The sequence below is a fragment of the Beijerinckia mobilis genome, from assembly GCF_000745425.1.
Classification (GTDB): Bacteria; Pseudomonadota; Alphaproteobacteria; order Rhizobiales; family Beijerinckiaceae; genus Beijerinckia; species Beijerinckia mobilis.
Genome location: NZ_JQJH01000001.1, coordinates 310,699 through 333,564, shown reverse-complemented (window position 1 = coordinate 333,564; position 22,866 = coordinate 310,699). Strand labels below are relative to the sequence as shown.

Sequence of the window (22,866 nt, the reverse complement as noted above, 5' to 3'; positions counted from 1 at the left end):
GGTGACTTTTGAACATGCCATTCTCCTAATATCATTCAGGAAGGGCGTATCGATGTATGACCTGAACGTAGCTCTTTGTATCGCCACCCGTAACCGGCCCGACGATCTGTCTGAATGTCTGCGTGCCGCCGGGAAATCAACCATGCCACTTAAGGAAATCATTGTTTCCGATGATAGTACGGATACGCGTACGCGCGAACTCGTGTGCTCTCAGTTTCCTCATGTCAAATTTTTGGAAGGGCCGCGCAAGGGATTGGGCCCCAACAGGAACAATATCATTCCCGCCGTCACTGCTGACTGGATGCTGTTCATGGATGATGATACACGCCTTGGTAGTGACTTCCTGGCGAAGATGACGCCGATGGTGAGTGCGCGGCACGATGAAAAGGTTATCTATTCGGGCTTGGAAATAAACCGCGGAGAATTGATCATCCCGCGCGATCTCGATTTTCTCGGCTACCAGTCACGTGCCTACGGGCCGAAGGATCCTATCAATACGTTGGTGATTGATGCGACTCTCTTTCCCGCAACATTGTGCAGGGAACTCCTGTTCGATCCGCGCCTGATCTATGGCTATGATGAAGTCGATATCGCCCTGCGTGCGCGTGCAGCCGGCTGGCAGATTCAGATTTGTCCGGACGCGTTCATTTATCATTTTCCATCGCAAATAGGGCGTGAGCATTATAAGCCGAATTGCGAAGTGGCGCGCATTTTCGTCGTCTTCAAACATTATCTGAAAGGGCAAGGGAAACCGTTCAAGGCGGGCGCTTTTCTCGGCGCGGGCTTCGCACACAATCTGGCGCATTATGTGAAATCTTACGGGATCCTCGGCGTGCCGCGGTCGCTTTCGGTCCAGGGGAAGGTGATCCGGCAGATTGCCGAATGGGCTTTGGTCCGGGGAAAACCGGATCAGGACCTGGGGGCCCGATGATTGTTTCCGGCGAGAAATGCCCCGAGCCTTGTGCAGGGGGGAGATCCGGTGGAGAGCCGACACCCTGCAGCGGCCGGAGTCAGGTCCCATAGAGGCATAGTCGCAATGCCCTGGTTGGATGTCTCCCGGTTTCATTGAGCCATGCTCATTGAAACCGGATATCAGAGACCGGCTATCCAAGCGGCCCTGTTTGATACCGGTGCGTGGCTCAGCGCGGCAGAGCCGTTTCTCCCATCAGATAGGCATCGACCGCATGGGCGGCCTGGCGGCCTTCGCGGATCGCCCAGACGACAAGGGACTGGCCGCGCCGCATGTCGCCGCAGGCGAAGACCTTGTCGAGCGATGTCTGATAATGGACCGTATCGGCCACGACATTGCCGCGCTGATCGAGGTTCACGCCGAGATTGTGTAAAAGACCTTCATGCAGGGGGGAGACGAAACCCATTGCGAGCAGAACGAGATCGGCCTTGAGTTCGAAATCGCTGCCTTCGATCGGCTGCAATTTGTGGTCGACGCGCACGCAGTGCAGACCGCGAACCATGCCGTCCTTGCCGGTGAATTCGCGCGTCAGCACGCCGAAATCACGCACGGCGCCTTCTTCATGGGAGGAAGAGGTGCGCATTTTTAGCGGCCAGTCTGGCCAGGTGAGCTGCTTGTTTTCCTTTTCCGGCGGCTGCGGCATGATTTCGATCTGGGTGACCGAGAGCGCACCCTGGCGGATCGAGGTGCCGATGCAATCGGAGCCAGTATCGCCGCCGCCGATGACCACGACATGTTTACCGGAGGCAAGGATCGGCTCGTTGGTGTGGATCTTTTCCTTGCCGACGCGGCGGTTCTGCTGCGGCAGGAAATCCATGGCGAAATGAACGCCGCCGAGTTCGCGGCCCGGGATCGGCAGGTCGCGGGGCTTTTCGGCGCCGCCTGCCAGAACGACGGCGTCATGGTCGGCGACGAGACTTTTGGCGTCGAGATCGACGCCCACATTGATACCCGCGTGGAAGATCACGCCTTCGGCTTCCATCTGCTTGAGACGGCGGTCGATCAGATGTTTTTCCATCTTGAAATCGGGAATGCCGTAGCGCAGGAGACCGCCGAGCTTGGCGTTCTTTTCATAGAGATGCACTTCGTGGCCGGCGCGCGCAAGCTGCTGCGCTGCTGCCATTCCGGCGGGGCCCGAGCCAATGACGGCAATGCGTTTGCCAGTCTTTTTCGATGTGGGTTCTGGCTTGATCCAGCCTTCCTTGAAGCCGCGGTCGACGATCGCGCATTCGATCGTCTTGATCGTCACCGGTACGTCGTTGAGATTGAGCGTGCAGGCCGCCTCGCAGGGGGCGGGGCAGACGCGGCCGGTGAATTCCGGGAAATTATTGGTCGAATGGAGATTGAGCGCGGCTTCCTGCCAGTCGGCATGGTAGACGAGATCGTTCCAGTCGGGGATCTGATTGTTGACCGGGCAGCCATTATGGCAATAGGGGATGCCGCAGTTCATGCAGCGCGCCGCCTGATCCTTGGTGGCTTCCTCCGAGAGAGGAATGACGAATTCGCGGTAATGGCGGATTCGGTCGGAGGCCGGCGCATAGCGCCGGTCGCGCCGGTCGATTTCCAGAAAACCCGTTACCTTGCCCATCCTATCCGTCCATCATAGCCGGGCTCTAGCCCGATCGCGGCCTTATTGCCGCAGGCACGCCTTCATGCCCGTCCGGCAGGGCCGGCGGGACACTTGGATTTGCTCTAAAACAAATCGGCGCGAAGGGAAATCATGATTTGAAACCATGGGTCGCGACAAAGCGCGATCCATGGGGATTTGACGCGATGTTCCGTGTTGAGCCGGGACGCTTTTCCGCGATCAATGCGCGGGTGAGGGCACTTTCTGGTCCTCGTCCTGAATGATCTGATCCTGCAGGGCGCGCCGGTATTCGACCGGCATGACCTTGCGGAATTTGGATTTATAGTCGTCCCAGTGATCGAGGATTTGTTGCGCCTTGGTCGAACCGGTGAAGGCCGCATGATTGGTGATCAGGCGGTGGAGACGCTCGGCGTCGAAACGCGTCATGTCGCGCATGATGTCGACGCGGCCATGCGCGGCGAGATCGCCGCCCTGATGATAGCTCTTCTGCATCAGGTCTTCTTCCTCGGTGACGGGTTCGAGCTCCACCATCGCGAGATTGCAACGTTTCTCGAAGGTCCCGTCCTCATCGAGGACATAGGCGATGCCGCCTGACATGCCGGCGGCGAAATTGCGCCCCGTCTGGCCGATGACGACGACGATGCCGCCGGTCATATATTCACAGCCGTGATCGCCGGTACCCTCGACGACGGCAATGGCGCCGGAATTGCGCACGGCGAACCGTTCGCCCGCGACGCCGCGGAAATAGCATTCCCCGGCGATCGCGCCATAGAGCACCGTATTGCCGAGCAGGATCGATTCTTCCGGAACGATCCGCGTGTCTTTCGGCGGATAGATCAGGATGCGACCACCCGAGAGGCCCTTGCCGACGTAATCATTGGCCTGGCCTTCGAGTTCGAGCGTGACGCCGGAAGCGAGCCAGGCGCCGAAGCTCTGGCCGGCGGTGCCGCTGGCCTTGACGTGAATCGTATTGTCGGGAAGCCCGGCATGGCCGAAGCGCTTGGCGATTTCGCCCGACAGCATGGCGCCCGTCGTGCGGTCGGTGTTCTTGATCGGCACTTCGATGCCGACAGGGCTGCCGGTCTCAAGCGCCGGCTGCGCTTCCTCGATCAGCCTGCGGTCGAGCACTTTTTCAAGCGCATGGTCCTGCCGCTCGGTGTGATGGATGGCATCGCCCGGCGCCGCCTGCGGCTTGTGGAACAGATTGGAGAAATCGAGCCCCTTGCTCTTCCAATGCGCGATGGCTTCGGCCTTGTCGAGCATCTGCATCTGGCCGATCATTTCGTTGAAGCTGCGATAGCCCATTTCCGCCATCAATTCGCGCACTTCCTCGGCAACGAAGAAGAAATAATTGATGACATGCTCGGGCAGGCCGGTGAAACGCTTGCGCAGTACCGGATCCTGCGTCGCTATGCCGACTGGGCAGGTGTTCAGATGGCACTTGCGCATCATGATGCAGCCAGCGGCGATCAGGGGCGCTGTGGCGAAGCCGAATTCATCGGCACCGAGGAGAGCGCCGACGACAACGTCGCGGCCGGTGCGCAACCCGCCATCGACCTGCACGGCGATACGCGAGCGCAGGCGATTGAGCACCAGGGTCTGATGAGTTTCGGCGAGCCCGATTTCCCACGGGCTGCCGGCATGTTTGATCGAGGTCAGTGGTGAGGCGCCGGTGCCGCCCTCGAAGCCGGAAATGGTGACATGATCGGCGCGGCCCTTGGAGACGCCAGCGGCCACCGTGCCGACGCCGATTTCCGACACCAGCTTGACCGAGACATCGGCCCCTGGATTGACATTCTTGAGATCGTAGATGAGCTGCGCCAGATCCTCGATCGAATAGATGTCGTGATGCGGAGGCGGCGAAATGAGGCCGACGCCCTGTGTCGAATGGCGGACTTTGGCGATGACGGCATCGACCTTGTGGCCGGGCAATTGTCCGCCTTCACCGGGTTTTGCGCCCTGCGCCATTTTGATCTGGATCATGTCGGAATTGACGAGATATTCGGTAGTGACGCCGAACCGTCCCGAAGCCACCTGCTTGATGGCGGAGCGCATCGAATCCCCATTCGGCAGTGGCCGGAAACGGTCAGATTCCTCGCCGCCTTCGCCGGTATTCGATTTTCCGCCGATGCGGTTCATGGCCAAGGCCAAAGTGGTATGGGCCTCGCGCGAGATCGAGCCATAGGACATGGCGCCGGTGGCGAAACGCTTGACGATCTCCGCCGCCGGTTCGACCTCCTCGATCGCGATCGGCGCCCGGCCGTCTTCATCAGCGGATTTGATGCGGAACAGCCCACGAATAGTAAGCGGCTGGTGCTTCTGGTCGTTCAGCAGCGCGGCATAGGCGCGGTAGGTGTCTTTGTGGTTCGAGCGCACCGCATGTTGCAACAGGGAAACCGATTGCGGCGACCACGAATGCGCCTCGCCGCGCGAGCGGAAAGCATAATCGCCGCCGACATCGAGTGCGTTGCGGTAGATCGGCATGTCGCCGAAGGCTTCCTTGTGGCGCCGGACAGTGTCGGTGGCGACTTCGGCGAGGCCGATGCCCCCGATGCGCGTCGCCGTACCGGTGAAATAACGGGCGATGAAGGAGGAGGCGAGGCCGATCGCGTCGAAGATCTGGGCGCCGCAATAGGATTGATACGTCGAAATGCCCATTTTCGACATGACCTTGAGAAGGCCTTTGTCAATCGATTTGATATAGCGCTTGACGGCCTCATAGCCGTCGACTTCCTCGGGGAAGTCCTGCGCCATGGCGGCAAGCGTCTCGAAGGCGAGATAGGGATTGATCGCTTCCGCACCATAACCCGCGAGCAGGGCGAAATGATGCACCTCGCGCGCTTCGCCAGTCTCGACGACGAGGCCGACGGAAGTGCGCAGGCCTTTGCGGATCAGGTGATGATGCACCGCCGCCGTCGCGAGCAGGGCCGGGATCGGAATGCGGTCAGGTCCGACGAGGCGGTCGGACAGGATGATGATGTTGAAGCCGCCGCTGACCGCCTGATCGGCGCGCGCGCAGAGCTTCTCGAGCGCTTCCTCCATCCCCTCGGCGCCCTTGTCGGAGGCATAGGTGATGTCGAGCGTCTTGGAATCGAAACTTTCCTCGAAATGGCCGATCGAGCGGATCTTTTCGAGATCAGCATTGGTGAGGATCGGCTGGCGGACTTCCAGGCGCTTGCGCTTGGAATTGCCTTCATGGTCGAGAATGTTCGGGCGCGGGCCGATGAAGCTCACGAGGCTCATGACGAGCTCCTCGCGGATCGGATCGATCGGCGGATTGGTGACCTGCGCGAAATTCTGCTTGAAATAGGTGTAGAGAAGCTTCGGCTTCGAGGAAAGCGCCGAGATCGGCGTATCCGTGCCCATCGAACCGACGGCTTCCTGGCCGGTCACCGCCATCGGCGACATGAGGATGGTGAGATCCTCCTGGCTGTAGCCGAAGGCCTGCTGGCGATCGAGCAGTGAAACGTCGGTGCGGGTCGAGCGCGGCTCGACCGGCTTCAGATCCTCTAGAACGATCTGGGTGCGCGCCAGCCAGTCGGCATAGGGATGCGAGTTCGCAAGCGCATTCTTCATTTCGTCGTCGGAGACGATGCGGCCCTGTTCGAGATCGACGAGCAGCATGCGGCCGGGCTGCAGGCGCCATTTCTGGATGATGCGCTCTTCCGGAATCGGCAGGACGCCCATTTCGGAGGCCATCACCACGAGTCCGTCATCGGTCACGAGATAGCGGGCGGGACGCAAGCCGTTGCGGTCGAGCGTCGCGCCGATCTGACGGCCGTCGGTGAAGGCGACGGCAGCCGGGCCGTCCCATGGCTCCATCATGGAAGCATGATATTCATAGAAGGCGCGCCGGCCCTCGTCCATGAGCGGATTGCCGGCCCAGGCCTCTGGGATCAGCATCATCATCGCATGGCTGAGCGAATAGCCGCCCTGGACGAGAAATTCGAGTGCGTTGTCGAAACAGGCGGTATCCGACTGGCCTTCGTAGGAGATCGGCCAGAGCTTGGAAATATCATTGCCGAACAAGGCCGAGGCGACCGAAGCCTGCCGCGCCGCCATCCAGTTGACATTGCCCCGCAGCGTGTTGATCTCGCCATTATGGGCGACCATGCGATAGGGGTGGGCGAGCGACCAGGTGGGGAACGTATTGGTCGAGAACCGCTGGTGCACCAGCGAGATCGCCGAGGTGAACAGGGGATCGTGCAGATCCTTGAAATAATCCCCGAGCTGGCCCGCGAGCAGCATGCCTTTATAGACGATGGTGCGCGACGACAAGGACACCGGATAGAAGCCGAGCGCGCGTAGGCCGTCCTCGGTATAGACCTTGTTGGAGATGGCCTTGCGGAGGATGAACAGTCGGCGCTCGAATTCGTCCTGGCTCGCCACATCGGCGCCACGGCCGATGAAAATCTGGCGGATCACCGGTTCCGTCGGCTTGACGCTTTCGCCGAGGCCGGAGGAATCGACCGGCACGTCGCGCCAGCCCAGAAAGATCTGGCCTTCCTCGACGATCGTATTCTCGACGATCGCCTCGATTTGGCGGCGTGGCGCTTCCTCGCGCGGCAGGAACAGATTGCCGACGGCGTAGCAGCCCGGTTCCGGCAGGGTGAAGCCGCATTCGGCCGATTTGGCGAGGAAGAATTCATGCGGCATCTGCACCAGCATGCCGCAGCCGTCGCCGGCTTTTTTGTCGGCGCCGACGGCGCCGCGATGGTCGAGATTGAGCAGGATCTGTAGACCCATCTCGACGATCTCATGCGATTTGGCATTATGCAGATTGGCGACGAAGCCAACGCCGCACGCGTCATGTTCCAAAGTGGGGGAGTAAAGTCCCTGAGCGGCGGGCAGACCAGGATCGGAAGGAAAGGGCTTGGTCATGGGGACGTTTATCCGAGCAGCAGAGAATGAACATGAAAGAAGAGGCCTTCCGGAGACCGCCGCAGGCCGTATCGCTTAGCGATATCACCCAATGATCGGCCTCCCAAGACGTCTTCGACCAGAGTAGCTTCGGCCAGAGCATTTCCGGCCAGAGCCATTGTGACGCTTACCCACTTTGACGTTTACGATGTCTGAGGACAGGCAAACCACAATGGTTTGCCTCGGATCGGGAGTGGTGGATCCCGGAAACCTCTGAAAGGGCGGCTTCCAGAAAACCTTCAAGCTTTAATCCATCGACTCATCGACGAAGACTCATGCGCGAACGGCTCTCTCTCTTTGCAGGTGCGCAGCACTGGAAAGCAGGCAACCACAAGGCATCCAATGGCGGTTCATCGGATGGTTCTCTTGCGGAATGATCTTGGCAAGAATCGTCTGGACCGATCATCGGCCGGGGAACAGGAGGCTCACGGTTCCGGAGCGCTCTCCTCTCACGGCACGCGAACATTGCAGATTTATTATGGCAAGACAAGCGTATTTCGAGAAATCCCGAGCCGGAATTACATATTTTCGGCCAATTTTCATTTGTCCAGACGGTTTTCAGGCAAGATTTCCAGGTGCTGAGGGAAATGAGAGCGGTGATAGCTCTTCCAGAATACCGAAAGGCAACGAACCTCGCTCACCACTCTTTGGCTGATCCGGGCGCATTGCTATATAGGCTGCACATCTCAGAGACGCGCTTGACTACGGACTGGACTCACCGTGCGAGCCAGTGAAAGGATGGCGTTGCTGAATTTCGGGCTGGGTGGCCACCCATTCCTGCCCGGGGAATGCGCAGGCGGAGGCAATGGCAGCATGGATTTCTCGAGCGATAACATTGCCGGAGCAAGCCGCCCAATACTCGAGGCGCTGATCGGCGCCAATGAGGGGCCGGCAACACCTTATGGCGCCGATGGCTGGAGCCGTGAAGCCGAACGCCGGCTTGCTGAGATTTTCGAGCATGATCTCGTCTGTTTTCTGGTGACGACCGGCACGGCCGCGAATGCGCTGGCGCTTTCCGCTTTATGCCCGCCCTGGGGTGCGGTCTTCTGCCATGCGGAAGCTCATGTCATCGCCGATGAATGCGGTGCGCCGGAAATGGCGACCGGCGGCGCGAAGCTGGTCGGCATCGAGGGCGCCTTCGGCAAGCTGACGCCGGAGGCTTTCGCGGCGCGGCTTGAGAATTTTCCAAGGGGTCCCGTGCGGCAGGTGCAGCCGGCGGCGCTCTCCTTGTCGCAGGTGACGGAATCCGGCACGCTCTACAGTCTCGCGGAGCTCAGGGCTTTGAGCGATAGAGCGCATGAGGCAGGCTTGCCGGTCCATATGGATGGCGCTCGTTTTGCCAATGCGCTCGTGGCGCTTGGCGCGACACCTGCCGAGATGAGCTGGAAGGCGGGCATCGATGTCCTCTCCTTCGGCGCGACCAAGAATGGCGCGCTCGCTTGCGAAGCGGTTCTGTTCTTCGATCCTGAACGGGCGCGTGATTTCGTCTATCGTCGCAAGCGCGCCGGACATACACTCTCGAAAAGCCGGATGCTCGGCGCGCAGATGGTGGCTTATCTTCAGGAAGGCCATTGGCTGGATCTCGCCCGCAAGGCCAATGCGCAGGCACATCGGCTTGCCAAAGGGATTGCCGCCATCGACGGCTTGCGTCTCGCCTGGCCCTGTGAAGCGAATGAGATTTTCGTCATTCTGCCTGAAAAGGTCGACACGCATTTGCGCAAAGCCGGTGCGCATTATTACGCATGGGAGATGCCTGCGGTCTGGCCGGTGGGGACAGGGACTGGCGCCAAGCCCGGACCGGGGGAAAGTCTCGTCCGGCTCGTGACTTCCTTCGCGACGAAGGAAGTCACGATCGACCGGTTTCTCGCCGTCGCGGCGGCGGCGGCGTGAATGGGGATTGCTCCCCAGCGTCTTTCCATCCTCTTATCTTTCCGGAGGCAAGAGCATGACCAAAGCCATATGCGTGCATGAGCTCGGCGGTCCCGAGGTTTTGAGGCTCGATGAGATTACGCTGGCGCCGCCGGGCGAGGGCGAAGTGCTTGTACGCAATCGCGCCATTGGCGTGAATTTCATCGATACTTATTTCCGCAGCGGCCTCTACAAGGCCCCGCATATGCCCTTCATTCCGGGTCATGAAGCAGCCGGCGAGATCGCCGCCGTGGGACCGGGCGTGAAGGGCTGGAAGGCTGGAGACCGTGTTGCCTATGTGGCGCCGCTCGGCGGCTATGCCGAGGAGCGGATCGTCGCCGCAGACCGTCTTGTGTCTCTGCCAAAATCCATTTCCTACGATACGGCGGCGGCGATGATGCTGAAGGGCCTCACGGCGCAATATCTGCTGCGCCAGACCTTCAAGGTAAAGAAAGGGCACAGACTTCTGGTCCATGCGGCGGCGGGTGGCGTTGGCCTCATCCTGTGCCAATGGGCGCGATCTCTCGGGGCGCATGTCATCGCCACCGTCGGTTCAGAAGCCAAGGCGCGGTTGGCATTCAAGGCCGGCGCCTCGGATGTGATCCATTATCGCGAGGAGAATTTCGCCGAGCGTGTCTATGAAATTACCAAGGGCAAACTCTGCGACGTCGTTTATGATGGCGTCGGCAAAGCGACCTTTCCGGCCTCGCTCGATTGTTTGAAGCCGTTCGGACTGTTCGTCAGTTTCGGTTCGGCCTCTGGACCGATCGAGGCTTTCGATATCGGCCTTCTCGCCAGCAAAGGGTCTCTGTTCGCGACACGCCCGACCCTGAATGCCTATACGACTAAGCCCAAACGCTATGCGAAAATGGCAAAGGAATTGTTCGAGGTCGTCGAGGACGGATCGGTCGAGATCGCGGTGAACCAGATCGCGCCGCTCGCCGACGCGGCGAACATGCATAAGGCTTTGGAAGCGCGGGAGACCAGCGGCGCAACAGTTTTGGTGCCCTGACCAGAGTTTCGTGACCGGTCTCCGTTCAGGATGCGATCCAGGTCTTGGCTGCCTCGCGCTGCGCTGTTGGAAAAATCCGCGTTTGGCCCGGCATGAAGGCGGTGAAGAATTGCGCCGTCGTCTTGAGCCAGTGAAGATCGGTGACGAGGGCGATCCGTTTCCAGTGCCACCAATGACTGAAACCGACACGGCAATCCTTGAACGCGGCGTTCATATCAAAACCGGTGAAGGTCTCGCCGACTTCGTAATAAAGCTTCACATTCTTGTGCCGCGCGAAAGCCTGATCGACGGCAGGAATGAGGACCTGATCGTAATCCTGTCCGGTGATCCGTCCTTCGGCACTGATGGCAATGACATCGTCGGGCATGCCTGGAACCAGCGTAAGCATTCAGCGTCTCCATTCGTTGACGAAAACAGCTTTCGATGAAAAATATCGTACTTTACGGGCCGCAGGAACAGGGGCAGGAACGGTCGATCACGATGTCATGAAGGCGGCGGCTATGAATACCCAATCTGCTTGATCCCAATCTGCGGGCATCAAGGAAACTTGGCGGGAAGCAGCCTCCTTGTCATCGCGAGGCCAAGCCGCAATGAGACTTGGCATTCGTCGTTCACGGCTGGCACATTTCGAGAGCGATCGGAGCAATCTCGAGGGTACTGTCCGGATCATCCACGAGCGACGGCCAGAATATGGAATGGCGGCATGGAGTGGCGGGACGAGGGGCTGATTATCGGCGGCCGTGCTTATGGCGAAAGAAGCCGGATTGTCGAGGTTTTCACCCGCGACCATGGACGGCATTTCGGCATGGTGCGTGGCGGCGAGAGCCGGCGGTTGCGGCCGCTCCTTGAAGTGGGCAATCAGGCCGATCTCGTCTGGCACGCGCGGATCGATCCGCAACTCGGCACATTCGCCATCGAGCCCACAGTGCTGCGCACGGCGCGGCTATTCGCCAGCCGGCTGGCGCTCCACGGCATGAATCTCATTGCCGCTCTTTTGCGCCTTTTGCCGGAGCGCGACCCGCATCCAGCGCTTTACGAGACGCTCAGCGTGCTGCTCGCTCATATTGATGCACCGGAAATTGCGCCGATCCTTCTCGCACGGTTCGAGCTGGCTTTTCTGGCGGAAGCCGGTTTCGGGCTCGATCTTTCCGCCTGCGCGCTCACGGGGGCGACACAGGAATTGATCTATGTCTCGCCGAAATCGGGCCGCGCCGTCTCCGCGCGTGCGGGGGAAGCCTGGCGCGACAGATTGCTGGTTCTGCCGCCGTTCTTCCTGGATGGCCGATTGTTGCTTGTCCCTTCCTTCGCGGAGGTCGAAGCGGGATTCAGCCTGACGGGCCATTTTCTGGCGCGTCATTTCTTCTCTGGGCAAAACGAGGTTTTGCCCGAGGCACGCGCCGCCTTTCTCAGGGAAATGGATAGAACCTATCCACGCGGCACGCCGGAACCCATGTAAGCGCGAGTTTACCAGAGAAAGGCTTACTTGATCTTGGTTTCTTTGAACTCGACGTGTTTGCGCACGACCGGATCATATTTCTTGAATGCAAGCTTCTCGGTCTTGGTGCGGGCATTCTTCTTGGTGACGTAGAAATAGCCCGTGTCCGCCGTGGACAGGAGCTTGATCTTGATCATCGCGGCCTTGGCCATTGGATATCCTTCCGGAGACGGAGCCCGATCGCATCCGCTTCAGTTTTCTTAAACCCGGCCCGGGAATCAGACGAAAGATCGGATCGGATCCCGGGCGGCAAAAAAGAGAAAGCCGGACCATAAGGATCGCTTCGCGCTTGTCAAGAAGAGAGCGCGTTTCCCGCTACAAGCCGGTTCATTCTTGCCCGTGCGCGAGACGATTGGCGATGAACAAGGCGTAGATCAGGAACAGACCACCGATCGTCAGGAAAAAACCGTTTGGCGAATAAAGGTCCATTCCGAAACCGATGATCGGTGGTCCCGACAGCATGCCGACGGAATAGAAGACGACGAAGGCGGCATTGGCGCTCGCAAGTTCGGCGCCCTTATATTGCGATCCGAGCAAGGAGAGGCCGATTGGATACAGGCTGCCCGAGAGGCCGCCGCAGAGGACGAGGAGCAGGCAGAAGAGACCGAGGCGGTCAGTGCCCGCGAGCGGCAGAAGCAGGGTGGTCGCGAGGCCCGCGAGGCTGATGGCGAGCAGCATCCGCCGCCGCTCGAAACTGTCGGAGGCAAGCCCGAGCGGGATCTGGAACAGGACGTTGCCGAGCGCGAAAATGCCGACGAGCCGCGCGCCCCAAAGGGAATCGAGACCCGCTTGTAAGGCGAAAACCGGGAGCAGGCCGAGAGCCGCCATTTCGATCGCGCCATGCAGCAAGCCGGTGACGGAAGCAACGGGTGCGCGCTTTACAAAAGTGGTGATTTTGGCGTGCCGGGCCTCCTCCGCCATCGGCGGCGCGGCGCTGGTACCGAACAGGATTGGCAGACCGGCCGCGGCGAAAAGGCCGATCGGGACCAGGAATGGCAGTAGACCTTCGATGCCGGTGACGGCGAGGATGGTCGGCCCGGTGGCGAAACCGAGCGCCATCGTCGTTGCATAGATGCCCATGATGAGGCCGCGCCGGTGCGGCGGGGCGAGCATGTTGATCCAATATTCGCTGAGCACGAACAGGACCGTCAGGACTGCGCCGAAAATCGCGCGCAGGACGAGCCAGATCCAGAAGGATTGGGTGATGGCGAAAAGGCCGAGGCTCGTCGCCCCGATGACGAGCGTGGCGAGGAGGACGCGGCGAAGGCCGAAGGCGCGCGCGAGAAGCGGAGCCAGCGGCGCGCTTACGAGAGTTGCAAGGCCGGCGACAGCGGATTGCAGGCCGATCGCCCGAGCCGAATAGCCCTGGGCGCTCAGACGCAGCGCGATAAGGCTCATGAGGAGCGAAAGACCAATGCCGACGATGGAGATGGCGGCTATGGCGGCGCCGATCGCCAGAAAAGCGGCATGACGGCGCAGAAACCGTGCTTCGATTTCGTCGCCGGATTGGCTTGCACAGGCGGGTGCTGCCGCGCCGGAAACGGCATCCGGCTCCGCCTTGGTGGAACAAGTGGCTTTCAAGCGCGGTTTTCTCGTAACGGATGGAATCCCAAGTGGCCGTGCACGGCCGGGCAGGATCAAAGCAAATCGCGGAGCAAGAACGATGCTGCCGAGAGCGACCAATAAAGAGGTCCAGCGGAGGTGCTTATCGGGAAATCTACCGCGGAAATTGCTCTTTTATACCAAGTCTCCTTGATCCCAACACGTTGGGGTCAAGGAGGTTCGGCGGAAAGCCGCCGTCCGCCGTCGCGCGGGGCAAGTTTCAATGAACCATTTTATTGAAACTTGGTATCAGAGGGTCTCGCCGTGATCCTAGAGCATTTTCCGATAATGTTGAATCGCTACGCGATTCCATCATTTTGAAAATACTCTAATTTTCTTTCGTGAAGCGTTTCCGGATATATCCGAAACGCTCTAGGGGGTGAGGGGCTCGCCGGTCTCGATGGGACGTTTTTCCGTAGCCGGATTCTCGAAACCATGCATCCGGAAGGCCCATTGATAGGCGATGAGCGCGCCCTTGATCGGCGGTAGTAACGCGAGCGACAGGACGATGGTCAGCACCGGCCAGATCATCATCTGCAACCAGACCGGCGAATCCGGCCAGAAGGTCTCGTTGATCACCATCAGGGTGCCGACCACATGGGCGACGATGACGATGGTCACATAGGGCGGGGCATCATCGGCGCGATGGTGATGGAAGGCCGCGCCACAATGCGGGCAATAATCATTCACCTTGAGATAGGCATAGAAGATCTTGCCGATGCCGCAGGCGGGACAGCGCAGGCGAAGGCCCCGTTTCATCGCTTCCGCGAGAGGACGCGGAGCCGGTTCCGCATCATGGCCCTCTTGGGGCGTGTCTTGCGTAGCGGTCGTGGTTTGCATGGAGAATGGCTTTCTATCGTCGCTCTCGACAGGTGCCGCGACAATCGTTCGCCGGGTCGATATCGACAAGCGATTTGAGCGCAAAATCGCTTGCGAGACAATTACCTCAAGGAAATTGCCCCAAGGGATAAACCCGAAACCTGGCCCTTGAAAGCATTCCTCTCAAAGCATTCCTACTGGCGGACATCGTGCCGGAAACATCTCGCTGGATCCGGTTCATCAGACCGGAATGCGTGGCGCTAATCCGCTCTGTTGCCTTGCCACAATCTGAGAAGAATGTCCTCTATCTTCAAGGCTTGCGCGGCCGGAATTGTGGCATTGAGCCTGTTTGCTGCTCCCAAACCTGTTCCGCGAGAGGACCAAACACCAGGCCGATCGTTGTCCAGAAAATGGCCTGTATGCCGAGCGAGGCCAGGCGGAAACGCCACAGAAGATCGGCATCGAAGCCCGGCGGTACTTCATGGAAGCTTGGCAATAGCTGATAGAGAAGCCCCACCGCCAGGCAATAGAAAGAGCCGCCGATGAGCAGGGCGTTCCAAAGTCTATAGCGGGTAGAAAGCCAGCGCGCCAGGGCAATCGCCGCCAGAAGCACCCCGATGGAAAGCGCCAGCATGATGAAAAACCAGGCCGTTCTCAGACCAATCGACTCCGCTTGGCCCACGGCGGGCGGGTTGGCCGGATATTTCAGGAAAGGGATGAGCACCAACGCGGTGAAAGCGCAGAGAGCGAGGAGCGCCGAATTGGTCCGTGCGCCATAGCCATTGGCGCGCCCCTGCATGCAGGCGAAGCCGATAGCGAAGAGCCCGCCCATCGCCGCGCCATAGACGGTCATGCCGGTGAGAAGTCCAAGACCCGCCTGCGTCGCACGCGAGATCGCCTCAGGTTCCGGCATCATTTCGGGGCTTGAGGTCTCCGCGCTTGCGGAATGATCATGCGTGGCGTGATCATGCGTGTGGTGCGCTTCCTCGCCATGCAGATGGCTATGCGCATGGCTATGTTCCTGGCCGTTTTCTTCGCCATGTTCCTGGGCTTCCATCCGCGTTTCGAAGGCTATGGCGTTGTTGATCTCGGGTTCGCCGAAGAGCTTCGCGAAGCCGAAAGCCAGGAGACCGGCGAAAAGGCCGACAACCATTCCGCGCAGCAAAAGTCTGCCGATCATCAGTCGAAGATCCCTTCACGCGGATGGCCGTGCTCTACCCGCAAGATACGGATGCGCAATCAGGCGCGCCGTGAACGCGCGCTTGTTAGGGCATCTTTGGTCAGAGGCACATTTTTCGGCTCGGAAAGACCGGGCCGAGCAGAGGGAAGGTTCAGTGACAGGGAAAGGACAGGAGATGACGGCTATCATGCACGAATTCATGCACATCCGTCCCATTGAAAATCGCCAGAGCACCTTGCTCGACACCGATGAAATAAAGTGCAAGCAGGAAGATCAGGGAAGAAAACAGCGCCCAGGGCAGGATCGCGCGCAACGGAATGGCCAAAGGTTTGGCGACGGGCGTGGCCTGCGGGGCAAGAGTGAGGGTCGAAGGATTGGACATGGAAAACTCCCGGGATGACGCGTCCCTGTGGGTGGAGACGATGAGACATCGGCTCCAAGGAATAAGGAAAGCCGGCGAGATCCGGCGCTTGCGGCGAGGGAGAGGGTCTGGCTGACAGTCTTGGAACGCTGGTGCTCCAGAAAGACCGATGACAGTGGCGCGACCGCGCCGGATTCACACCGGCTTCCGCTCCGTTTCCGCTAGGATACCTAACGATGCATGGGAAACGATGTCAATCGGTCTCGTCGATTGACCATGGTCAATGAAAAGGCTGATTAGCCGGCTTCCGTTCATATTGGAACCCGTAAAGGTCCATGGAGCCTTTGCCGGCGAGCGTGAACCGCTTGGTGATTTCCATGCCTCTGGAAATGCCCATATTTTTTGGATCAGCGTCGCTGGAGGGTGCCGAAACGCTGTCTCCTTGCCAAGAATTCGGGGCCAAGAATTCGCGTCCAAGAATTCACAGCCAAGAATTCACGGGAGCAGTCGTGGTCATTGGATTAATCGCAGGCGGGAATGCTGGGTCGTTCCGCATCGCACGGCAATGTTCTATAGCAGGAGGCAGTCGGGTCGGGGTCCGATTCAAGCCGGGAGCGACGCATGAAATGTGGTGAGGCCATAGGGCCATTCGGCCGGATTTTCTGTCTCCGGATCGTTTGTTGCATTTTCGGCTTTCTGGCCCTGCTGGCCACAGCGGCCATTGGTCCATTTTCGGCTCCCGCTTTCGCCGAGCCCGCGCCAGCGGAAAGCAGCGGTAAAACCGAGCTTGCGGCACCGGAAACGCCGTCTATGCCGCGTCCTCTGGGAGAACCAGGCGCGACAGAGGTGCCTTCGCCACAGGTCGCGACGATCGAGATTGTCGCCCGCCCGGTCCTGTTGCTCGGCGGCGCGACGACATGGGACAAGGGGTTCGATACAATCCGCGAGAAGATCGCCACGATCGAGGGTGAGCTAAAGGCCGCCGGACTGACACAGGCCGGTCATCCGCTGGCGAAATTTACCGAGACGGATGAAAAAGGCTTCAAATTCGAGGCCATGGTTCCGATTACGGAAAAGCCGCAAGGCGAGGTTCATCTCGGCAATGCGGTGCAATTTGGCGAGTCGCCCTCTGGCAAGGCGCTCAAGTTCCAGCATCGCGATGCCTACGATTCGATCGATTCCACATACGACCTCATCACCACTTACCTCGATGAGAAAAATCTCGAAGCGCAAAATCTCTTCATCGAGGAATATCTGACTGATCTGAAGGCCGAGGATGATCCGAGTCTAGAAGTCGATATCTATGTTTTCGTGAAGTGAGCCCGCCGGCAAGGTTAGTCGCGGCCTTCTGACTCTTCTCGTCTCATCCGCCCGGAATGCCACAGGCGCAGCGCGTGCTTAAGCCTGGCTGCGCGCCTACTGCGTTCCGGGCATGAAATTTTCGCTTCAGCCCTTGCAGCTCCAAAGCGCCATCCCAAATCAGTCAATGCACGGGCCACTTGCGGACGTGCAACAGGAAAACAGGGCAATCGCCTGTTTTTCCTACAACTTCACGATTCATATCGCTTCTTCAGGAGGATATACATGCGCCAGTTCGATCTTGCTCCGCTCTATCGTTCGACCATTGGCTTTGATCGCCTGTTCAACATGATCGACCAGAGCGTCAATCACGAGGGGGTCGGTGGCTATCCGCCCTATAACATTGAACGTACCGGTGAAAACAACTACCGGATCACGCTCGCGGTGGCGGGCTTCGGCGAAAACGATCTCGTGATCGAGACCAAGGAAAATACCTTGCTGATCCGCGGCTCCAAGGAGACTCAGGAGCAGCCGGTTTCATCCAAGGCCGAGACCCTGTATCAGGGTATTGCGGCCCGCGCCTTCGAGCGACGCTTCCAGCTCGCCGATCATGTCCATGTGACGGGCGCCAATCTGGAAAATGGCCTGCTGCATGTAGAGCTGCTACGTGAAATCCCCGAGGCGCAGAAGCCGCGCCAGATTCCGATCAGCAAAAATGGGGTAAAAGCATCGGCCCCGAAGGTCGTCGATCAACAAGCCGTGGAACCGCAGAAAGCTGCTTGATCCAGGCTCATCCGATTTTCGGAAAGGCGCCCGCAGGGGCGCCTTTTTGTTTGGTCGGACTGTTTGCGGGACAATCGGATTAGCGGTGACAGAAGCCAGTTCTCCACCGCATCAATTCCATGGAACTGGAAATCAGAGAGTCTTTTCGTAAACGCGATGGATCTTGTCGACCTTGGAGCCGAGCCATTCGATCGGCCGGCGCATCGCCACATTATCTTCAAGCACCCAGCCGAATTCGATCTGATCCAGCGCGTGTCTGCGGCTGCGCTCCCGCGCTTCTTCCACGAAAGCGAACAGCACGGCGGCACCGGCCGGTTTACGGTGCAGGGACCGCCGGATCCCCAAAAGAGCGAGACGGCCGGTCTTGTAGGCGGATTTGCGCATACGTGCGATCAGCCGCACGAAATTGAGCGGCAGAAGGTGGCCGTTGAAACCGTCGATGAGCTCGAAAAGATTGGGAAGGATGATGCCGAAGGCTTGTGGCTCGCCGTCGAGCGCGATGATGAAACTGCCGTCCTCCGGCGTCACATATTTCAGGACTTCCGCCGTCGACATCAATTCTTCATGGGTCAGCGGCACGAAACCCCAGTTCTCGGCCCAGGCATCGTTGAAAATATCGACGAGTGTGGTGACTTCGGCGGAAAGGTTGGAATAATCGATGGAGCGGATGTGCAGCCGGTCGCGCCATTCGGGGCGCTCGGCAATGCTGGATTTTTCAATCTTGTCGTCCATTTCCGCCAGACGATAGCGGTAGGAGATCAGATCGCGCGCTTTCTGGTAACCGCGATTTTCGACAAGGACCTTGAGATAGGGCGGATGCCACGGCATGAAAACCATGGGCACGGCCGTGAACCCTTCGATCAGAAGCCCGATTTCGCTATTGATCGATGGGGAAAAGGGCCCATGGATGATGCCGATGCCCTTTTGCCTCACCCAATTTTCCGCTGTTTCGAGCAGGGCATCGACGACGCTCTGGTCGTCAATGGTGTCGAGGCTGCCGAATTGCCCGCGTGAGGCGCCGCGCGGAGCACAATCTTCATGATAGACCTGCGCCTGAACGCGGCCGACCCATCGGCCATCCTTGCGCGCGAGCCAAGCCTGGGATTCGACCAGTTTGAAATGCGGATTGAATTTTGCGGCATGCAGCGTCCAGCGTTCGGCATCGAGCGGAGCCGCAAAACCGGATATGCCTTTATAGAGCAGGCGTGGCACGCGGCAGAAGGCAAGAAAGCGGGCCAGACCCTCGACGGGTAGAATTTCGATCATGCCGGACGCACTCGCCATCAAACGAACTATTCGGCAGCGTTGATCGAATGAGCCGTGGCCGGACAGGCCTGCGCGATCTGGGAGAGGAGATTGATGACGCCGCGAATTTCCGCTTCGCTATGGGACGCGGAGAGGAAGAAGCGTAGACGCGGTTGATCCTTGGGAACGCCGATCTGGATGATCGGCGGCACATAGAAGCCGTTTTCCATGAGATAGGCGGAAGCAGCGAGCGTCTCATGGCTGTCGCGGAACATGACGGGAATGACGCCCCGGCCGATGGCGGGCCCGGTGTCGAGACCTGCCTCTCGCGCGAGTTCGACGAAGAATTCGGCGTTGCGCCTCAATCGTTCGATCCGCCAGCTTTCATTCTGCACCAGTTGTAGGGCAGTGTGCGCCGCAGCCGTAATGACCGGGGAAAGGCCGACGCTATAGACGAAGCCCGGCAGGGTATAGCGCAGCCATTCGATGACGGGTTTCTTGCCGGCGATGAAGCCGCCGCAGGAGGCGAATGTCTTTGAGAGCGTGCCGATGATCAGATCGACTTCGTTCGGATCGACGCCGCTGAATTCACAAATCCCGCGTCCATGCTCTCCAAGCACGCCCACCGAATGGGCCTCATCGACGAGCAACCAGCAGTCGTGCTTCTTTTTGAGGGCAACGAGCATGGGCAGATCGACGACATCGCCATCCATGCTGTAGAGGCTTTCGGCGATGATAAGAGCGTTGCGGAACTGGCCGCGTTTCTCGGTCAGAAGCTGGTCAAGATGGGCGAGATCATTGTGCCGGAAGATGATGGTCTCGGCGACCGCGCTTTTGGCCCCGCTGACGATGCTGTTATGCGATAATTCATCAATGAAGATCGCGTCGCGGGTTCCCATAATATGGGCGATGGTCGTGACGTTTGTGAGATAGCCGCTGACGAGCGTAAGGGCATCTTCGGTGCCGAGGAAATCGGCGAGCGCCTGTTCAAAACCATGGTGCACCGACCGTTCGCCGCCGACGAGCCGGGAGGCAAGGGCGCCAACGCCCGTGGTTTCGAGCGCCTCGGCGCAGGCGGCCTTGATCGTCGGATGGTTCGATAGGCCGAGATAATCGTAATTGGCGAAACTGACGAAATAATCGCCGCGCTCCTCGGCTTCCTGCCGGAGACGGTCTATGGGCGCGAAGAAAGGGTCCCCGTTTTCAAGGTAGGCCTTTCCCGCAAGCCTGAAGCGTTTCGTGGCAAAATCGGCGAGGCTGTGGAATTTCGACACGTATAGGCAGTCCGGAAATGAGGTCGCGAGGGCTTCGATGAACGAGCTTTATCAACTCAGAGAAGTTTAAGCATTTCATTAATCGTTTCGCAGCCGATATCCTTCAGGCATCCAAAAAAGAGAGGCATCGGCCGGTTTCCATTTCCAGACGTTATTCGACTGATCTTGTAAATTACCATGCGGTCGAACGAATTCTACCATTTATTGCATCAGGCCGAACGACGATGAATGGGCCGAACGGCAAGGGGTAGCTCGAAAGGTGCCTATCCCACTGGAAAGCATCTGTCCACTTTCGGCACTGTCCATTTTCGGCAGCGCGCCCTTTAATGGAGGGTTCCGCAAGAGGACCAAACCATCCGGGCAGAAGATGCATGACCATTCAACACGGCACAAGTCTTTATGCACAAAAGTTGACTGAGACGAGTCAATTCCCGTTACATTCCGTAACAGTAGGAAAAACGATCCTTCCTCGGTGTTGAAGCAGCAAACCTCGGCATTCCTTCTGTTTTTGGAAAGCAGATCTGGCCCGCAGCCATGGTCAAAGGGTGTGAGGAAAGCAGGCAAGCTTCGGTCTGCAGCGCGAATGTTCTGAATTTACGCGTCAATTATGCTGCTTCGGAAACGTATTGTGAATAAAGCGATGGTGTCTTCTGGTTTAATTCAGAGCCTGTCCGTAAAGATACTGACCTCCGCTGTTCTTCATTGCGAAAGCGCCGTGGGTGCCGCTCTCTTCTTCGATGAGAGCGGCCTAAGAGCGCGCTATCTTTGCGACAGCAGCGTTTTGCGGACCGATCGTATGATTAAATGCCAATCGATGCTCGTGACTTCCGCGGAATGAGTGTCGGTGGAGGCCTGAATAGGTGGTTCTCCAATGTCAGGAATATGATCCAATAGATCCATCGCAGCCGTGGCAATCTGGTAAAGTGGTATGCGCAAGGTTGTCAGTGGTGTCGGCAAGTGATTGATAATTTGAGTGCCATTGTCACTAACCAGCAAAGTATCCCATGCGATTGTGAGGACTGTTTTCGTTAGCTCGGCAACAACAGCGGTGATCATTTCGACCCGCTATTTCGGACAGATCATCGGCGCCTTGCTTTGTGGCTGGCTTGCAGAACGCATCAGGTGCCTGTTTGCCTTTACGATTGCACATAGAAAGAGGAGATCAAATATAGCCGTAGGCAGCGCCAAGCGAGACAAAAGCCTTTTTTCGACGGGACCTCGAGCAGTATGGGCAAAGAGGCGAAGAAGCTCCTTGATCCGCACCCTTTGTTGGGCAAAGGGGGAGCGCCTGCGAGTCTCCCGAGGAAAGTCTTGCGTGAGCAGCATTCATTGCGTCAACGCCAGCGGTCCAGCCGTACTTCCTCGGTCAGAAGCTGAAACCTCTGAGCAATCACAACATTGTGTTGAACGTCTTGATGGTTACGTCTGATGATGTAAACGTATAGAGCCCCTCCCGAAGTGATGAAACGCGAATTTTTCAGTTTCGAAAAAAACGATTCACTTAGTCGAGATGCGCTTTCCTAATCAATCTGGATCAGGCAAACTCGTTTTCTAAATACGGAACAGGACGCAATTGCCGGACGAGAGAGGAAGTTTGATAATTGGCATGTCGGACAATTGTGGAGACACGAGTGACATTAATGTGCTGATTGTCGAGGATGATGCCGACATTTTGCAGCTGATGAGGCGGTTCTTTTAAGGTCGCGGCTACAAAGTGTCTGCCTCCCTTTTAAAATCCGACATTCTGGCGCTTCTAAAGGAACGTGACATTGATATCGTTCTTCTTGATCTCATGCTGCCGCATGAAAGCGGGCAAGCGATTTGTCAATCCCTAAGACAGATTTCCAATGTAGCAGTGATAATGGTTACTGCATCAAACGAACTCTGCGATCGGATTGCAGGGCTTGAGCTTGGAGCCGATGATTACATCGGCAAGCCGTTTGAACTTGAAGAATTGGATGCCAGAATCCGGGCCATTCTAAGGCGCAGTACGAGGGGCCAAAGATCGGGGATGCTTCCGTCCACGCCAGAATTTCGCTTTGGGGATTGGACGTTCGTTCCCTCGCGGAGGGCTCTCTACAGCTCAGAAGGCATTCGCGTTACGCTGACAGGTTCCGAAACGGACCTTATGCTGGCCTTTTGCCAAAATGCAGGAGCGCTACTGGGGCGCCGACGGATCATTGAATTACTGTACGGTGATGCAGAAGCGGTGGAGGAACGAACGATTGATCTTATTGTAAGCCGCCTGCGGCGCAAGCTTGCAGACGGGCGAGGGCAGCTTAATCTCCTCCGAACAGTACGGGGTGACGGCTATATCTTCTCTTTCGATGGGGCTTCGTCGGAGAGAGTAAAGTGAAAATCAGCCGTTTACTATACGGGCCAAGGACGATTTCGGCACAGCTGGTTTGTA

At 58.4% G+C, this 22,866-nt stretch carries 17 protein-coding genes; 7 read left to right on the top strand and 10 right to left on the bottom strand.

Annotation, left to right across the window (positions count from 1 at the left end; all coding sequences use genetic code 11):
* The first annotated feature begins 52 nt into the window (after positions 1 to 52).
* The gene (locus DL88_RS01445; RefSeq protein WP_051955454.1) at positions 53 to 931 is read left to right on the top strand and encodes a glycosyltransferase family 2 protein; all 879 of its coding nucleotides are present in this window, start codon (positions 53 to 55) and stop codon (positions 929 to 931) included.
* Between the two features lie 208 nt (positions 932 to 1,139).
* On the opposite strand, the gene DL88_RS01440 is transcribed toward DL88_RS01445, so the two are convergent.
* Positions 1,140 to 2,558 (bottom strand): glutamate synthase subunit beta, encoded by a 1,419-nt coding sequence (locus DL88_RS01440; protein WP_034990867.1) that lies wholly within the window; start codon positions 2,556 to 2,558, stop codon positions 1,140 to 1,142.
* Positions 2,559 to 2,777: 219 nt separating this feature from the next.
* A complete protein-coding gene (gene gltB, locus DL88_RS01435; protein ID WP_034990866.1) occupies positions 2,778 to 7,439 on the bottom strand; it encodes a glutamate synthase large subunit in 4,662 nt (1,553 codons plus the stop codon).
* A gap of 852 nt (positions 7,440 to 8,291) precedes the next feature.
* Here gltB and DL88_RS01430 point away from each other — a divergent pair.
* On the top strand, positions 8,292 to 9,368 hold the full coding sequence (locus DL88_RS01430; protein WP_034991260.1) for a threonine aldolase family protein: 1,077 nt from the start codon (positions 8,292 to 8,294) through the stop codon (positions 9,366 to 9,368).
* 55 nt (positions 9,369 to 9,423) lie between these two features.
* Entirely contained in the window at positions 9,424 to 10,398 is a 975-nt protein-coding gene (locus DL88_RS01425) for a quinone oxidoreductase family protein (protein ID WP_034990865.1), read from the top strand.
* Between the two features lie 25 nt (positions 10,399 to 10,423).
* On the opposite strand, the gene DL88_RS01420 is transcribed toward DL88_RS01425, so the two are convergent.
* Positions 10,424 to 10,786 (bottom strand): SpoIIAA family protein, encoded by a 363-nt coding sequence (locus DL88_RS01420; RefSeq protein WP_034990863.1) that lies wholly within the window; start codon positions 10,784 to 10,786, stop codon positions 10,424 to 10,426.
* Between the two features lie 315 nt (positions 10,787 to 11,101).
* Here DL88_RS01420 and recO point away from each other — a divergent pair, with 315 nt between their 5' ends.
* Positions 11,102 to 11,854 (top strand): DNA repair protein RecO, encoded by a 753-nt coding sequence (gene recO, locus DL88_RS01415; protein ID WP_034990861.1) that lies wholly within the window; start codon positions 11,102 to 11,104, stop codon positions 11,852 to 11,854.
* Between the two features lie 23 nt (positions 11,855 to 11,877).
* Here the strand turns inward: recO and rpmG are convergent, their stop codons facing one another.
* The 5 genes from rpmG to DL88_RS01390 form a co-directional block, all read right to left on the bottom strand.
* The gene (gene rpmG / locus DL88_RS01410) at positions 11,878 to 12,045 is read right to left on the bottom strand and encodes a 50S ribosomal protein L33 (RefSeq protein ID WP_034990859.1); all 168 of its coding nucleotides are present in this window, start codon (positions 12,043 to 12,045) and stop codon (positions 11,878 to 11,880) included.
* A gap of 175 nt (positions 12,046 to 12,220) precedes the next feature.
* Positions 12,221 to 13,474 carry an MFS transporter gene (locus DL88_RS01405; RefSeq protein ID WP_245270573.1) on the bottom strand — a complete coding sequence of 418 codons (1,254 nt, stop codon included), beginning with the start codon at positions 13,472 to 13,474 and terminating at the stop codon, positions 12,221 to 12,223.
* 393 nt (positions 13,475 to 13,867) lie between these two features.
* Complete coding sequence (locus DL88_RS01400) at positions 13,868 to 14,335, bottom strand: DUF983 domain-containing protein (protein WP_034990858.1); 468 nt, start codon at positions 14,333 to 14,335, stop codon at positions 13,868 to 13,870.
* Between the two features lie 289 nt (positions 14,336 to 14,624).
* Positions 14,625 to 15,494: a CbtA family protein gene (locus DL88_RS01395; protein ID WP_034990856.1), complete on the bottom strand. Its 870-nt coding sequence runs from the start codon at positions 15,492 to 15,494 to the stop codon at positions 14,625 to 14,627.
* Positions 15,495 to 15,645: 151 nt separating this feature from the next.
* Positions 15,646 to 15,876, bottom strand: coding sequence for a CbtB domain-containing protein (locus DL88_RS01390; RefSeq protein ID WP_034990854.1), 231 nt, complete (start codon positions 15,874 to 15,876; stop codon positions 15,646 to 15,648).
* Positions 15,877 to 16,476: 600 nt separating this feature from the next.
* Here DL88_RS01390 and DL88_RS01385 point away from each other — a divergent pair.
* Positions 16,477 to 17,175 carry a GyrI-like domain-containing protein gene (locus DL88_RS01385; RefSeq protein WP_034990853.1) on the top strand — a complete coding sequence of 233 codons (699 nt, stop codon included), beginning with the start codon at positions 16,477 to 16,479 and terminating at the stop codon, positions 17,173 to 17,175.
* Positions 17,176 to 17,439: 264 nt separating this feature from the next.
* Positions 17,440 to 17,937, top strand: a complete 498-nt coding sequence (locus DL88_RS01380) for an Hsp20 family protein (RefSeq protein WP_034990851.1) — start codon at positions 17,440 to 17,442, stop codon at positions 17,935 to 17,937.
* Between the two features lie 132 nt (positions 17,938 to 18,069).
* On the opposite strand, the gene DL88_RS01375 is transcribed toward DL88_RS01380, so the two are convergent.
* Both DL88_RS01375 and DL88_RS01370 read right to left on the bottom strand, forming a co-directional pair.
* A complete protein-coding gene (locus tag DL88_RS01375; RefSeq protein WP_245270572.1) occupies positions 18,070 to 19,221 on the bottom strand; it encodes a hypothetical protein in 1,152 nt (383 codons plus the stop codon).
* Between the two features lie 8 nt (positions 19,222 to 19,229).
* Positions 19,230 to 20,456, bottom strand: coding sequence for an aminotransferase class I/II-fold pyridoxal phosphate-dependent enzyme (locus tag DL88_RS01370; RefSeq protein ID WP_034990849.1), 1,227 nt, complete (start codon positions 20,454 to 20,456; stop codon positions 19,230 to 19,232).
* A gap of 1,714 nt (positions 20,457 to 22,170) precedes the next feature.
* Between DL88_RS01370 and DL88_RS01355 the strand changes: the two genes are divergently transcribed.
* Positions 22,171 to 22,812: a response regulator transcription factor gene (locus tag DL88_RS01355; protein WP_051955453.1), complete on the top strand. Its 642-nt coding sequence runs from the start codon at positions 22,171 to 22,173 to the stop codon at positions 22,810 to 22,812.
* Positions 22,813 to 22,866 lie beyond the last annotated feature (54 nt).

Excerpts from the sequence above, each read along its gene's own strand:
- DL88_RS01395 (WP_034990856.1), bottom strand. The coding sequence starts at position 15,494 with ATGATCGGCAGACTTTTGCTGCGCGGAATGGTTGTCGGCCTTTTCGCC.
- DL88_RS01385 (WP_034990853.1), top strand. The coding sequence starts at position 16,477 with ATGAAATGTGGTGAGGCCATAGGGCCATTCGGCCGGATTTTCTGTCTC.
- DL88_RS01430 (WP_034991260.1), top strand. The coding sequence starts at position 8,292 with ATGGATTTCTCGAGCGATAACATTGCCGGAGCAAGCCGCCCAATACTC.
- DL88_RS01375 (WP_245270572.1), bottom strand. The coding sequence starts at position 19,221 with ATGGCGAGTGCGTCCGGCATGATCGAAATTCTACCCGTCGAGGGTCTG.
- rpmG (WP_034990859.1), bottom strand. The coding sequence starts at position 12,045 with ATGGCCAAGGCCGCGATGATCAAGATCAAGCTCCTGTCCACGGCGGAC.
- DL88_RS01445 (WP_051955454.1), top strand. The coding sequence starts at position 53 with ATGTATGACCTGAACGTAGCTCTTTGTATCGCCACCCGTAACCGGCCC.
- DL88_RS01420 (WP_034990863.1), bottom strand. The coding sequence starts at position 10,786 with ATGCTTACGCTGGTTCCAGGCATGCCCGACGATGTCATTGCCATCAGT.
- DL88_RS01380 (WP_034990851.1), top strand. The coding sequence starts at position 17,440 with ATGCGCCAGTTCGATCTTGCTCCGCTCTATCGTTCGACCATTGGCTTT.
- DL88_RS01390 (WP_034990854.1), bottom strand. The coding sequence starts at position 15,876 with ATGTCCAATCCTTCGACCCTCACTCTTGCCCCGCAGGCCACGCCCGTC.
- DL88_RS01440 (WP_034990867.1), bottom strand. The coding sequence starts at position 2,558 with ATGGGCAAGGTAACGGGTTTTCTGGAAATCGACCGGCGCGACCGGCGC.
- DL88_RS01400 (WP_034990858.1), bottom strand. The coding sequence starts at position 14,335 with ATGCAAACCACGACCGCTACGCAAGACACGCCCCAAGAGGGCCATGAT.
- DL88_RS01425 (WP_034990865.1), top strand. The coding sequence starts at position 9,424 with ATGACCAAAGCCATATGCGTGCATGAGCTCGGCGGTCCCGAGGTTTTG.
- gltB (WP_034990866.1), bottom strand. The coding sequence starts at position 7,439 with ATGACCAAGCCCTTTCCTTCCGATCCTGGTCTGCCCGCCGCTCAGGGA.
- recO (WP_034990861.1), top strand. The coding sequence starts at position 11,102 with ATGGAGTGGCGGGACGAGGGGCTGATTATCGGCGGCCGTGCTTATGGC.